We start from the raw sequence: 12687 nt of genomic DNA, 5'->3' as shown, positions 1-12687 counted from the left end.
GGGATCGAACCGCTGACCTCCTGCATGCCATGCAGGCGCTCTCCCAGCTGAGCTAAAGCCCCATCCGTCAACCGCGGCGCTGGGTACGCCGGCGGGTCTCGTCGTCAGTCGATCGCAGATCGCGACCGGATCACGTCAGGCGAACCTGAAGTGATTTGGTGGAGCTTAGCGGGATCGAACCGCTGACCTCCTGCATGCCATGCAGGCGCTCTCCCAGCTGAGCTAAAGCCCCACGCTGCAGGACGTATGGGATCCGTCCCGGAACCGGTGCGGCGCCCCCTTGCGGGGTCGCCGTCGGTGAGCGGCGGTATAGGGGGGTGCGGCGCCGGACACAAGCCCTCGGGGCGGGTCTTCGCGAAGTTTTCGTGACCGTCGCGAATTCCACAGAGAGGCCAACGCGTTGGGCGAAGGCGGGCCGCGCCACCGTCGCCCGACGCACAGAAAAAATCAGGATTCCTCGTCGTTCTCGATGTCGCCGTCGATGAGATCGGAGACGTCGTCGCCGCTCTCCTCGTCCTCCTCCAGGAAGGTGTCGTCGTCGCCGCCGGCATCGGCCACATCGGCATCGTCGTCGACCGACACGTCGTCACCGCCCTCGGCGGCTTCGACCTCGTCGAGGGAGACCATCTCGGGGGCGCCGGCCTCCTCCTCGGTCTCTTCCTCGCGCGGGGCGCGGTTCGCGATGGCCGGGGCGGGGACGCGGGTGCCGGAGAGGGCGGCGACCTGATAGACGGTGCCGCATTTCGGGCACACGGCAGGGTCCCTGCTGAGGTCGTAGAACTTCGCGCCGCAGCTCATGCACTGGCGCTTCAAGCCGAGTTCCGGTCTGGCCACGGTCGTCACGTTCCTGTCGATGTCTGATAAGAGTGGGTCCGGTTAGTCGCGCCCGCCAGCGCTGTCAAATAGCTGGGGGGCCGGCGGATGACGCGGCGCTGCCCGCGTGGTAACGACCCGGCCGTTTTCCCGCGCTTCTTTCCGCGATTCTCGAGAACCAGGCCGTCTGCCCGTGTCGCACGATTCCACTCCGTCCCCAATCACCGCCCAGGCCGGGACGGCCCTGCGGGGCCGGCTGCGGCCGCCCGGCGACAAGTCGATCTCGCACCGGGCGATGATCCTGGGACTCCTCAGCCTCGGCGAGACCCGGATCGAGGGCCTGCTCGAGGGCGACGACGTGCTGCGCACCGCCGCCGCCGCGAAGGCGCTCGGCGCCGGGATCGACCGCGACGGCGAGGGACGCTGGCGGGTGCGCGGCGTCGGCGTTGGCGGCCTGTCGGATCCGGAAGGCGTGCTCGATTTCGGCAATGCCGGCACCGGCTCGCGGCTGATGATGGGCGTCGTCGCCGGCCATCCGGTCACCGCAACCTTCGACGGCGACGCCTCGCTCCGCAAGCGGCCGATGCGGCGGATCCTCGATCCGCTGATACAGATGGGCGTGACCGTGGTGGAGCAGGCCGAGGGCGGCCGGGTGCCGCTGACCCTGCGCGGCCCGCGCGAGGCGGTACCGATCACCTATGAGAGCCCGGTTGCCTCGGCGCAGGTGAAGTCGGCGGTGCTGCTCGCCGGCCTCAACGCCCCCGGCGTCACCACGGTGGTCGAGGCCGCCGCGACCCGCGACCATACCGAGCGGATGCTGCGCCTGTTCGGTGCGCATGTCGAGGTCGAGGCGATCGGCCCCGGCGGCCACGGCCGGCGCATCGCGCTCACCGGCCAGCCGACCCTGACGGCCACCGACGTGGTGGTGCCGGCCGATCCGTCCTCGGCCGCCTTCGCGCTCGTCGCCGGGCTCGTGGTGCCGGGCTCCGAGGTGGTGATCGAGGGGGTGATGATGAATCCCTTGCGCACCGGCCTCCTCACCACGCTCCTGGAGATGGGCGGCGACATTGAGCGGCTGAACGAGCGCGAGGAGGGCGGCGAGACCGTCGCCGACCTGCGGGTACGCCATAGCCGGCTCACGGGCGTGACGGTGCCGCCCGAGCGGGCGCCGGCGATGATCGACGAGTACCCGGTGCTCGCGGTGGCGGCGTCCTGCGCGCACGGCACGACCCGCATGCAGGGCCTGCACGAGCTGCGGGTCAAGGAATCCGACCGCCTCGCCGCGGTGGCGGCAGGGCTGAAGGTCAACGGCGTCTCCCACGTCGTCGAGGGCGACGACCTGGTCGTCCACGGCGACGGCGCGGCCCCGCAGGGCGGCGGCACCGTCGAGACCCATCTCGACCACCGCATCGCCATGGCGTTCCTGGTGCTGGGCATGGTCGCCCGCCAGCCGGTGACGGTCGACGACGGCGCGATGATCGCGACGAGCTACCCCGCCTTCCTCGCCGACATGCGGGCGCTCGGCGCAGGCCTCGACGCATGAGGGCGCCGATGATCATCGCGATCGACGGGCCGGCGGCCTCCGGCAAGGGGACGCTGGCCAAGCGCCTGGCGCAGCATTACCGCCTGCCCCACCTCGATACCGGCCTGCTCTACCGGGCGGTGGCGCTGACGCTCCTCGACGCGGAGCGGGACCTCGCCGACGCGGCCGCGGCCGCCGCCGCGGCGCGGGCGCTCCAGCCGGCCTTCCTCGCCGATCCGCGCCTGCGCGGCAGCGCCATGGGCGAGGCGGCCTCGATCGTCTCGGCGCAGCCGGCGGTGCGCGCCGCGCTCCTCGACTGGCAGCGCCGCTTCGCCGGCTCGGCCGAGGGCGCCGTGCTCGACGGGCGCGACATCGGCACGGTGGTCTGCCCGGACGCCGCCGTGAAGCTGTTCGTGACCGCCTCGGCGGAGGAGCGCGCCCGGCGCCGCCACCGCGAGCTCGACGGCCGCGGCGATCCGATTTCGTACGAGGCGGTGCTGGCCGACATCCTGCGACGCGACGCCCGCGACGCCGACCGCGACGCGGCCCCCTTGCGGGTGGCGGAGGATGCGGTGGTGCTCGACACCACGGCGCTCGACGCCGACGCCGCCTTCCGGGCCGCCACCGACGTGGTCGACGGGCGGGGCGGGACGCGGGGCTGAGCGCAGGCTCCACATCCCACACCCACCCACGACCTCATCCTGAGGTGCCCACGCAGTGGGCCTCGAAGGAGGCCTCCAGAGATCATCGCGGCTTCTGGAGGCCTCCTTCGAGGCCCACTGCGTGGGCACCTCAGGATGAGGTCGCGGGTGGGAAAGACAGCGAAAACCCGTTCGCGCCGATCGTGACGCCCGCCTGACACCCCTCCGCCACGAAGCCGTGGCAGATCTTCCTCGACCTCGCGCGCCATCCGCCGCGCCCTCCATCTCGGACACCGGCCTCCCATGATCCGCCTCGACAAGATCGCCAAGCAGAACGGCAACCAGCTCCTCTTCATCGAGGCCTCGGCGGCGTTGCAGCGCGGCGAGAAGGTCGGGCTCGTCGGCCCCAACGGCGCCGGCAAGACGACCCTGTTCCGGATGATCACCGGAGAGGAGCAGCCCGACGAGGGCCAGGTCTCGAGCGACCGCGGCATCACGATCGGCTATTTCAGCCAGGATGTCGGCGAGATGGCCGGCCGCTCCGTCCTGTCCGAGGTGATGGACGGCGCCGGCCCCGTGAGCGAGATCGCGACCGAGCTGCGCGAGATCGAGACGGCGCTCGCCGATCCCGACCGGGCCGACGAGATGGAGGCGCTGGTCGAGCGCTACGGCGAGGTGCAGGGGCGGTTCGAGGAACTGGGCGGCTATGCGCTCGAGGGCCGGGCGCATGAGGTGCTGGCAGGCCTGAGCTTCTCCCCCGAGATGATCGAGGGCGATGTTGGCGTCCTGTCGGGCGGCTGGAAGATGCGCGTCGCGCTCGCCCGCATCCTCCTGATGAACCCCGACGTGATGCTGCTCGACGAGCCGAGCAACCACCTCGACATTGAGAGCTTGATCTGGCTCGAGGACTTCCTCCGGGGCTTCGACGGCGCGCTGCTGATGACCTCGCACGACCGGGCCTTCATGAACCGGATCGTCGGCAAGATCATCGAGATCGACGCCGGCTCGCTCACGACCTATTCGGGCGATTACGCCTTCTACGAGCAGCAGCGGGCGCAGAACGAGGCGCAGCAGCAGGCGCAGTTCGAGCGTCAGCAGGCGATGCTGGCGAAGGAGATCAAGTTCATCGAGCGATTCAAGGCGCGCGCCTCGCACGCCGCCCAGGTGCAGAGCCGGGTGAAGAAGCTCGACAAGATCGAGCGCGTCGAGCCGCCGCGCCGCCGCCAGAGCGTGGCCTTCGACTTCCCGGCCGCGCCGCGCTCGGGCGACGACGTGATCAGCCTGAAATCGGTGCGCAAGAGCTACGGCAGCCGCACGATCTATGACGGGCTCGATTTCGGCATCCGCCGGAAGGAGCGCTGGTGCGTGATGGGCGTCAACGGCGCCGGCAAGTCGACGCTGCTCAAGCTCGCCACCGGCACCACGGCGCCGGATGCCGGCTCCGTCACGATCGGGGCCAGCGTCAAGCTCGGCTACTTCGCCCAGCACGCGATGGACATCCTCGACGGCGAGCGCACGGTGTTCGAGTTCCTGGAGGACTCGTTTCCGCAGGCCGGCCAGGGCTCGCTGCGGACGCTGGCCGGCTGCTTCGGCTTCTCGGGCGACGACGTCGAGAAGCGCTGCCGGGTGCTCTCGGGCGGCGAGAAGGCGCGGCTCGCCATGGCCCGCATGCTCTACGATCCGCCGAACTTCCTCGTCCTCGACGAGCCGACCAACCACCTCGACGTCGGCACCAAGGACATGCTGATCGCCGCGCTCGCCCAGTACGAGGGCACGATGCTGTTCGTCTCGCACGACCGGCACTTCCTTGCCGCCCTGTCGAACCGGGTGCTGGAGCTGACGCCGGACGGCATCCATCTTTATGGCGGCGGGTATTCGGAATACGTCGAGAAGACCGGGCGCGAGGCGCCGGGCCTGCGGCACTGAGGGACGAACCCGGCCCGGTTCGTCTCGACGCTTCCGAACCCCTCCTGGTCATCCCGGGGCCGCGCAGCGGAGCCCGGGATCCAGACACGCAGGTGGCAGAGAGCGAGTCGGAGCGCGATTCGCCTTGTTCGTCACCGTCGGCGGCTCTGGATCCCGGGCTCCGCTTCGCGGCCCCGGGCTGACCCTGAGGGCGAGAAAGCCGTCGGGGAGGGCTGAACGATCCCGTCCTCCGTCAGCATCGGCGCTACCGCCTCCGACGGGACCGGCCGGCTGATGAGGTAGCCCTGCACCTCGGTGCAGCCGGCCTCGCGCAGATGCGCCAGTTGCTCCTCGGTCTCGACGCCTTCGGCGGTCGTGGTCATGTCGAGGCTGTCGGCGAGCGTCGTCACCGCCCGCACGATGGCGAGTGCGTCGGGCCGCACCGCGAGGTCGGCCACGAAGGCGCGGTCGATCTTGATCTTGTCGAACGGGAAAGCCCGCAGGTAGCCGAGCGACGAGTAGCCGGTGCCGAAATCGTCCATGGCGATCCGCACGCCGAGCCGTTTCAGGCGGTGCAGGATGGCGAGGGTCGAGGCGTTGTCCTGCAGCAGCACGCCCTCGGTGATCTCGAGTTCGAGCCGGTGGGGATCGAGCCCCGCGTCGCGCAGGGCCGCGATCACGGTGGCGTCGATGTCGCCGCTGCGGAACTGCACCGGCGAGAGGTTGACCGAGACCCGGAGGCTTGCCGGCCAGCGCGCCGCCTCGCGGCAGGCCTGGCGCAGGACCCACTCGCCGAGCGGCACGATCATGCCGGTCTCCTCGGCGATCGGCACGAAGGCGGCGGGGCTGACCACGCCGCGGACCGGGTGGTGCCAGCGCACCAGCGCCTCGAACCCGGCGATCCGGTTGGTCGCGAGGTCGAGGAACGGCTGGAACGCCAGGGCGAATTGCTGCTCGGCCAGCGCCGCCCGCAGGTCGAGCTCGACGCTGCGCCGGGTCTGGATCGCCGCGTCCATCGCGGGCTCGAAGAAACGGTGGACGCTTCTCCCTTCGGCCTTCGCGCGGTAGAGCGCCATGTCGGCGGCCCGCAGCAGGCCCTCGGGATCCTGCCCGTCGGTCGGGGTGAGCGCGATCCCGACGCTGAGGCCGACCGCGACGCGCTGGCCGTCGATCTCGTAGTCGCGCCCGACCGCCTCGATCAGCCGGCCGGCGAGGCGCCCGGCGCGGAAGCGCGAGGTCGGCCGCAGGACCAGCGCGAACTCGTCGCCGCCGAGGCGGGCCAGGGTCGCGAGGCCGGCCTCGTCGCGGATCGCGGCGGCGAGCCGGGCGGTCACCTCGCGCAGCAGCTTGTCGCCGACGGCGTGGCCGAGGGTGTCGTTGACGGTCTTGAACCGGTCGAGGTCGAGGCACAGCACCGCCGTGGCGCCGCCCGAGCCCGGCGCCTGCGCCAGCGCCTCGGCCAGGCCCTCGTGCAGCAGGGCGCGGTTGGGCAGGCCGGTCAGCGCGTCGTGGCGCGCCATGTGGACGATCTGCGCCTCGGCGCGCTTGGCGGCGGTGACGTCCTCGTGCACCGTCACGAAGCCGCCCTCCGGGGTCGGCGCGTAGGTGACGGCGATGACGCGCCCGTCGGTCAGCGTCTGGTCGAGCCGGTAGCGGGCGCGGGTGGCCAGCCGCTCGCTGACCTGGAGCCAGGCCTCCTCTGGCCGCAGGCCCGGGAAGTTGCCGGCCTCGGTGCGGCGGTGGATCAGCTCCTCGGCGGTGATGCCCGGAAGCACCGTCTCGGGCGACAGGCCGTAGAGGTCGAGGAACTGACGGTTGACCACCGTGATCCGGTGATCGGCGTCGAACAGGACGAGGCCGTGCGACATATGGGTGAGGGCGTGGTCGAGCCAGCGGTTCTGCTCGGCCAGGCGCGCATCGGCCCGCGCCCGGTCGGTCGCGTCCTCGTGCACCACGAGGGTGCCGCCATCCGGCAGCGGCGCGATCGTGGTCTTGAGCAGTACGCCGTCCGGCAGGTGCCGCTCGCGCTGGAGCCGGACCCGCTGCGCGATGCGCGCCGACACGTAGTCCCAGGCCTCGTCGGGATTCAGATGCGGGTAGTTGCCCGCGCCGGCGCTGGTGCGGATCATGCACTCCAGCGGCGTGCCGGGGCGCAGCAGCTCCTGCGGCAGCCCGAAGATGTCGCGGAGCCGGTCGTTGTGGGCGACGAGCCGCAGGTCGGCATCGAACAGGCTGACGCCGAGGGGCAGGTTCGCCACCACCGCCTCGAAGCGTCGCGCTTGCTCGTCGAGACGCCGCGCTTGCTCTTCCAGGCGTCGCGACTGCTCTTCCAGGCGTCGCGTTTGCTCACACTCAGCCGCCGCCGGCCCGGACAGCTCGGCGCCGATCCCACGCCACCCGGTGACGGTCCCGTCCGCGGCGAGCAGCGGCGCCCCGCCGAACCGGAACCAGCGGGTCCGGCCGTCCCGGTGCCGGTGCGGCCGGATCACGTCCCGGAACGGGATCGGGCTGCGGAGCGGCGCGTCGTCCTCCGGATCGCCGTCGAACCCCGGCCAAGGGTCGAGCCCAGGCCAGGGGCGCCCGAGCGGCTCCGCCGCGCCGGTCAGCGCCGCGTAGCGTCCGCGCACCCCCGTCAGCCGCAAGCCCGCGTCGGTCTCCCAGACCCAGTCGGCGGCGAGGATGTCGAGATCGAGATCGTCGGGCAGCATCACGCGGTCTTCTACGGGCGTCCCCCTGAGTCTCACAAAATCGCTGCGATTTCCTTTCCCGGATTGTAGCCGCGGAGGCCCTGCTACCTGTGGGTCGGGGACCCATGGGGAGACCGGCGACCGTCGGCGGGGCGCGAAGCGTCTGCCGCGGTTGGCAGACCAGATCCGCCGCCTCACGTCCCCCGCGGCTTCGCCCGCCGGGTCGGCGGGGCGGTGGTCGGGTCCTCGGGCCAGGGATGGCGGGGATACTGGCCGCGCATGTCGGCGCGCACCGCCGCCCAGGAGCCGCGCCAGAAGCCCGGCAGGTCGCGGGTGATCTGGATCGGGCGCTGGGCCGGCGAGAGCAGGTGCAGCACGAGCGGCACGCGTCCGCCGCCGATGGTCGGGTGGCGGGTGAGGCCGAACAGCTCCTGCACCCGGACCGCCAAAGCCGGCCCGCCCTCGGCCGCGTAGTCGACCGGGATGCGCGAGCCCGTCGGCACCTCGAGATGGGTCGGCGCCTCGGCGTCGAGCCGGGCGCGCAGGGACCACGGCACGAGATCGTGCAGGGCGTCCGAGAGCCGGTCGGCGCCGATCTCGTCGAGGCGGGTGAGGCCCGCGAGGTGGGGCCCGAGCCAGTCGGGCAGGGTCTCGGCGAGGTGGGCATCCGACAGGTCGGGCCAGGGCTCGCCCTCGGCCTGGCGGAGGAACATCACCCGCTCGCGCCATTGCTGCGCCGCCTTCGACCAGGGCAGGGCGCCGATCCCGAGCGAGGCGAGGCCGCGGGCCAGGATCGCGGCGCTGTCCGCGTCGGGCGGAACCGGCAGGATCCGCTCGGCGAGCGCGACGGCGCCGAGGCGGCGCTGCGCCCGGGCGCGCAGGGCCCGCGCCTCGGGATCGAACTCGACCCGGGTGCGGGCCTCGATCCGGTCGGAAAAAAGCGCCTCGATGGCCGGGAGCGCGATCGGCGCGGCGGCCAGGATGCGCGCGGCCGAGGCCTTGCCGACGATCTCGGCCACCGCCAGGAACGGCTCGCGGGCAAGGCCGGCGGCGGGGTCGAGGGCGGCGCCGCGGCCGTTGGCGAGGACGTACTCGCCGGGCCGGCCGCGGGCCCGGGCGATCCGGTCCGGGTAGGCGAGCGCGAGCAGCGTGCCGGTCTCGAGCGCCTCAGCCCCCGCCGGCGCGACCATGCCCCTCGCCATCATGCCCGTCGCCAGTTTCGCCCAGCCGGCGGCGAGGCGGCGCATGTCCTCGGCCCGGCCCGAGCGGTCGCGGCGATAGCGCTCGACCCGCTCGGTCAGGTCCACCGGATCGCCGCCGAGGCCGCGCTCGGCCAGGACGGCGGCGAGGTCGGCGGCGTCCCGCGCCGCCGCGCGGCTGCGCTCGGCCGCGCTCACCACCATGCGGGCGAGGCGCGGCGGCAGGGGGAGGGCGCGCAAAGCCCGGCCGGCCGCGGTCAGGCGGCCGTCGCCGTCGAGGGCGTCGAGGCCGGCGAGCAGCGCGCGGGCCTCGGCCAGCGCCGGAGCCGGCGGCGGATCGAGGAAGGGCAGGGTCGTCGGGTCGGCCACACCCCAGGCGGCGCAGTCGAGCACCAGCCCGGCGAGGTCGGCGGCCAGGATCTCGGGCCGGGTGAAGGGCTCCAGCGCCCCCGTCGCCGCCTCGGCCCACAGCCGGTAGCAGACACCGGGTTGCGTGCGGCCGGCGCGGCCCCGGCGCTGGTCGACCGAGGCGCGGGAGGCGCGCTGGGTGACGAGGCGGGTCAGCCCGAGATCCGGCTCGTAGACCGGCACCCGGGCGAGCCCTGAATCGACCACCACCCGCACCCCCTCGATGGTGAGCGAGGTCTCGGCGATGGAGGTGGCGAGCACCACCTTGCGGCGCCCCGCCGGGCTCGGCCGCACCGCCCGGTCCTGCTCGGCCCGGTCGAGGGCGCCGTAGAGCGGGGCGAGGTCGACATCCGCGACGTCGGCGAGGCGCTCGCGCAGGCGCTCCTCGGTGCGGCGGATCTCGGACTGGCCCGGCAGGAAGGCGAGGACCGAGCCGGGCTCGGCCCGGAGCGCCCGCATCACCGCGTCGGTCACCGCGTCCTCGATGCGCTCGCGCGGGTCGCGGTCGAGATGGCGGGTCTCGACCGGGAAGGCCCGGCCCTCCGAGACGATCACCGGCGCGTCGCCCATCAGCGCGGCGACCCGGGCGCCGTCGATCGTCGCCGACATCGCCAGGAGGCGCAGGTCCTCGCGCAACGCCCCTTGCGCGTCGAGTGCGAGGGCCAGGCCGAGATCGGCGTCGAGGGAGCGCTCGTGGAACTCGTCGAAGAGAACCGCGGCGATCCCGTCGAGCTCGGGATCGTCGAGGATCATGCGGGCGAACACGCCCTCGGTGACGACCTCGATCCGCGTGCGGGCCGAGATCTTGGAGCCGAGGCGCACCCGGAGGCCCACCGTCTCGCCGACCGCCTCTCCCAGGGTCGCGGCCATGCGCTCGGCCGCCGCCCGGGCGGCGAGGCGGCGCGGCTCCAGGAGGATGATCCGGCGGTCGCCACGCCAGGACGCCTCCAGGAGGGCGAGGGGCACCCGGGTGGTCTTGCCGGCGCCGGGCGGGGCCACCAGCACCGCGTTGGGCCGGCCCGCGGGCTCCGCCAGGGCGGTGGCGAGGTCGCCGAGGACGGCGTCGATCGGCAGGGAGGGGACGGCGCGCATGGGTGCCGGGATGGCCGAGACGTGCCGGGGGCGCAAGCCCGGACCGGAGGCCCGCGGGCCCTACGTAGTCTCTGCGGAATTTTTCCCGATGATTTCCGGTGTCGCAACGGAACCGCCCGCGGGGCGGGAGATTGACGCTTGGGTTGGCCGAGGGGGCCACCGGCTGGAGAATATCGCGATGAAGTCCCTGACCCTGGCGCTGGCGGCGAGCGTTCTGCTGGGCGGTCTCGCCATGACCCCGGCTTCGGCCGCCGTGACCGGCCCGGCCCCGGCGGTCGCCGGCGCGGAGTCGACGGTCGAGCACGTCGCCATGCGCCGCCACCACCATTATCACCGCATGAAGCGCCACGACCGCCACATGCGCCGTCACATGCGCCGCCACCACATGCGCGCCGGCGATCCGAACTCCCGCAATCCGTCGCGCCCGGGCTACCAGCAGCAGCGCGGCAACACCACGGGCGGCCCGCGCTACTGAGATGCCTAGCGGGCGCGCATGACGGCGCGCCTGCAACGCGGCGTCCCTTCGCCCGGAGATGTCCGCGCGGTGAGGGGACGCGACGCAGGACGGACAGGCAGGACGTACAGGTAGGACTTGCACGCTTGGCCGTGCCGGGCGAGGGAGCAGGGTCCTCCTCCCTCGCATCACCAGAGCCCGCCCGTGACCGCTTCCTTCCCGTGCGGGGTTGCCCGCCGATGAGCCTCGCTTCCGTCAAGGCCGACCTCGCCTCGCGCGCGCCCGATCTCACCGTGCTCGAGACCGAGGCGAGCTCCGCCACCGTGGCCCTCGCCGCGGCCGCCCACGGCGTCGAGCCGGCCCGCATCGCCAAGACCCTGTCCCTGCGCCTCGGCGAGCGCGTGGTGCTGCTGGTGGCGCGCGGGGATGCCCGCCTCGACAACCGCAAGGCCAAGGCCGCCTTCGGGGTGAAGCCCCGGATGCTCGGCGCGCAGGAGGTCGAGGCGATCACCGGCCATCCGGTCGGCGGAGTCTGCCCGTTCGGCCTCGCCACGCCGCTCCCGGTCTATTGCGACGTCAGCCTCAAGGCCTTCGACGAGGTGGTGCCGGCGGCGGGCTCCCCCAACAGCGCCGTGCGGATCACGCCCGAGCGCATGGCCGCGCTGACGGAGGCCGAGTGGATCGACGTCTGCCAGCCGCCGGCTGCGGAGAGCGACGCCGACCAGGCGGCGAGCTGAGTGCAAGCGAAAACACCGGCGGCTGTGGATCCGGCGTCATCGACATCCGGGGCGTCCGTGACAGCGGAGCCGCCCATGGCAGCTCCGCCTAGATTCCTGTTTTTGCATCATTTTTGCCGCCGAACCGGTGACACTTCGGCGAATGATGCTTAGCTGTCACGGAGCCTTCAAGCGGCTGGGCCACAAGGCCCCTCCGTCGCGTCACCGTCGTCCGAGACCGCCCTTGATCTTCGTCCATCAGCCGAATGCCTGCGCCAGCACCGGTCAGCCGCTCCTGGAGCGGCGCCTGCTCGAGATGTCGGAGCCGATCCCGCCGGACGCGCTCTGGATCGACCTGATCGATCCGACCCGCCAGGAGGACCACAAGGTCGAGGCCTTCCTCGGCATCTCGATCCCGACCCGGGAGGAGATGCAGGACATCGAGCCCTCGGAGCTGCTCTACGTCGAGAACGGCGCCCGCTACATGACCGGGCGGCTGCTGTGCAAGGTCGATACCGACGATGCGCGGCTCGCCGGCGTCACCTTCATCCTGCGTGACAACAAACTCGCCACGGTGCGCTACGACGATCCGCAGGCGTTCCGGATGTTCGTGCACCGGGCGGCGCGCCCGGCCGGGGTGATGCTGACCGGCGAGGCGATCCTGGCCGGCCTGATCGAGACCGTCATCGACCGCGCCGCCGACGTGCTTCAGCTCCAGGGCGAGCGGATCGACCGGCTCTCGCGCCGGATCTTCGCCGAGCATTCCGACCCGAGCGCCCGCAACGCCGAATTGCAGGACACCCTGCGGGCGCTCGGGCGCCACAATGAATTGCTGTCGCAGCAGCGCGAGAGCCTAGTCTCGGTCGAGCGCATCCTGCTCTCGCTCTCGGCGAGCTACCGGGCTAGCAAGGCGCCGCGCGAGATCCGCGAGGAGGTCCGCTCGACCCTGCGCGACCTCCAGTCGCTGGAGGAGCATGCGAGCTTCCTCTCGGGCAAGATCCAGTTCCTGCTCGACGCCACCCTCGGACTCGTCAACCTCGAGCAGAACAACATCATCAAGCTGTTCTCGGTCATGGCGGTGGTGTTCATGCCGCCAACCCTGATCGCCTCGATGTACGGCATGAACTTCAAGGTGATGCCGGAGCTCGACTGGGGCTTCGGCTACCCGATGGCGGTGGTGATGATGGTGGTGGCGGCGATCCTGCCCTACGCCTTCTTCCGCTGGAAGCGCTGGCTGTAGGGGGTTTTTC

The 12687-nt window shown here is 72.3% G+C and carries 9 protein-coding genes and 1 tRNA gene; 6 read left to right on the top strand and 4 right to left on the bottom strand.

Annotated features, from left to right (window positions below; all coding sequences use genetic code 11):
- Window positions 1-156 precede the first annotated feature (156 nt).
- A tRNA-Ala gene (locus ABZT49_RS24900) sits at window positions 157-232 on the bottom strand.
- A 215-nt stretch (window positions 233-447) separates the two neighbouring features.
- Window positions 448-834, bottom strand: coding sequence for a TIGR02300 family protein (locus ABZT49_RS24895; protein WP_355289973.1), 387 nt, complete (start codon window positions 832-834; stop codon window positions 448-450).
- Window positions 835-1006: 172 nt separating this feature from the next.
- On the opposite strand from ABZT49_RS24895, the gene aroA reads away from it, so the two are divergent.
- The 3 genes from aroA (at window position 1007) to ABZT49_RS24880 (ending at window position 4902) form a co-directional block, all read left to right on the top strand.
- A complete protein-coding gene (aroA, locus tag ABZT49_RS24890) occupies window positions 1007-2356 on the top strand; it encodes a 3-phosphoshikimate 1-carboxyvinyltransferase (RefSeq protein WP_355289971.1) in 1350 nt (449 codons plus the stop codon).
- A gap of 8 nt (window positions 2357-2364) precedes the next feature.
- On the top strand, window positions 2365-2997 hold the full coding sequence (gene cmk / locus ABZT49_RS24885) for a (d)CMP kinase (RefSeq protein ID WP_355289970.1): 633 nt from the start codon (window positions 2365-2367) through the stop codon (window positions 2995-2997).
- 282 nt (window positions 2998-3279) lie between these two features.
- Window positions 3280-4902: an ABC-F family ATP-binding cassette domain-containing protein gene (locus ABZT49_RS24880; RefSeq protein ID WP_355289968.1), complete on the top strand. Its 1623-nt coding sequence runs from the start codon at window positions 3280-3282 to the stop codon at window positions 4900-4902.
- Window positions 4903-5033: 131 nt separating this feature from the next.
- Here ABZT49_RS24880 and ABZT49_RS24875 read toward each other — a convergent pair whose 3' ends face one another.
- Together ABZT49_RS24875 and hrpB are read right to left on the bottom strand one after the other, a co-directional pair.
- Complete coding sequence (locus ABZT49_RS24875; RefSeq protein WP_355289966.1) at window positions 5034-7589, bottom strand: EAL domain-containing protein; 2556 nt, start codon at window positions 7587-7589, stop codon at window positions 5034-5036.
- A gap of 173 nt (window positions 7590-7762) precedes the next feature.
- Window positions 7763-10267, bottom strand: a complete 2505-nt coding sequence (hrpB, locus tag ABZT49_RS24870) for an ATP-dependent helicase HrpB (RefSeq protein ID WP_355289964.1) — start codon at window positions 10265-10267, stop codon at window positions 7763-7765.
- Between the two features lie 178 nt (window positions 10268-10445).
- On the opposite strand from hrpB, the gene ABZT49_RS24865 reads away from it, so the two are divergent.
- The 3 genes from ABZT49_RS24865 to ABZT49_RS24855 all read left to right on the top strand — a co-directional run bounded on the left by ABZT49_RS24865 (window position 10446) and on the right by ABZT49_RS24855 (window position 12677).
- Window positions 10446-10742, top strand: a complete 297-nt coding sequence (locus tag ABZT49_RS24865; RefSeq protein WP_355289962.1) for a hypothetical protein — start codon at window positions 10446-10448, stop codon at window positions 10740-10742.
- 218 nt (window positions 10743-10960) lie between these two features.
- Window positions 10961-11458: a YbaK/EbsC family protein gene (locus ABZT49_RS24860; protein ID WP_355289961.1), complete on the top strand. Its 498-nt coding sequence runs from the start codon at window positions 10961-10963 to the stop codon at window positions 11456-11458.
- Window positions 11459-11681: 223 nt separating this feature from the next.
- Window positions 11682-12677, top strand: coding sequence for a magnesium transporter CorA family protein (locus ABZT49_RS24855; RefSeq protein ID WP_355289959.1), 996 nt, complete (start codon window positions 11682-11684; stop codon window positions 12675-12677).
- Window positions 12678-12687 lie beyond the last annotated feature (10 nt).

This window comes from Methylobacterium sp. EM32 (assembly GCF_040593685.1).
Classification (GTDB): domain Bacteria; phylum Pseudomonadota; class Alphaproteobacteria; order Rhizobiales; family Beijerinckiaceae; genus Methylobacterium.
Note: the sequence above shows the minus strand (reverse complement) of the source record. Positions and strands in the feature narration are given on the sequence as shown.

Excerpts from the sequence above, each read along its gene's own strand:
- cmk (WP_355289970.1), top strand. The coding sequence starts at position 2,365 with ATGATCATCGCGATCGACGGGCCGGCGGCCTCCGGCAAGGGGACGCTG.
- ABZT49_RS24880 (WP_355289968.1), top strand. The coding sequence starts at position 3,280 with ATGATCCGCCTCGACAAGATCGCCAAGCAGAACGGCAACCAGCTCCTC.
- ABZT49_RS24875 (WP_355289966.1), bottom strand. The coding sequence starts at position 7,589 with ATGCTGCCCGACGATCTCGATCTCGACATCCTCGCCGCCGACTGGGTC.
- hrpB (WP_355289964.1), bottom strand. The coding sequence starts at position 10,267 with ATGCGCGCCGTCCCCTCCCTGCCGATCGACGCCGTCCTCGGCGACCTC.
- ABZT49_RS24865 (WP_355289962.1), top strand. The coding sequence starts at position 10,446 with ATGAAGTCCCTGACCCTGGCGCTGGCGGCGAGCGTTCTGCTGGGCGGT.
- ABZT49_RS24860 (WP_355289961.1), top strand. The coding sequence starts at position 10,961 with ATGAGCCTCGCTTCCGTCAAGGCCGACCTCGCCTCGCGCGCGCCCGAT.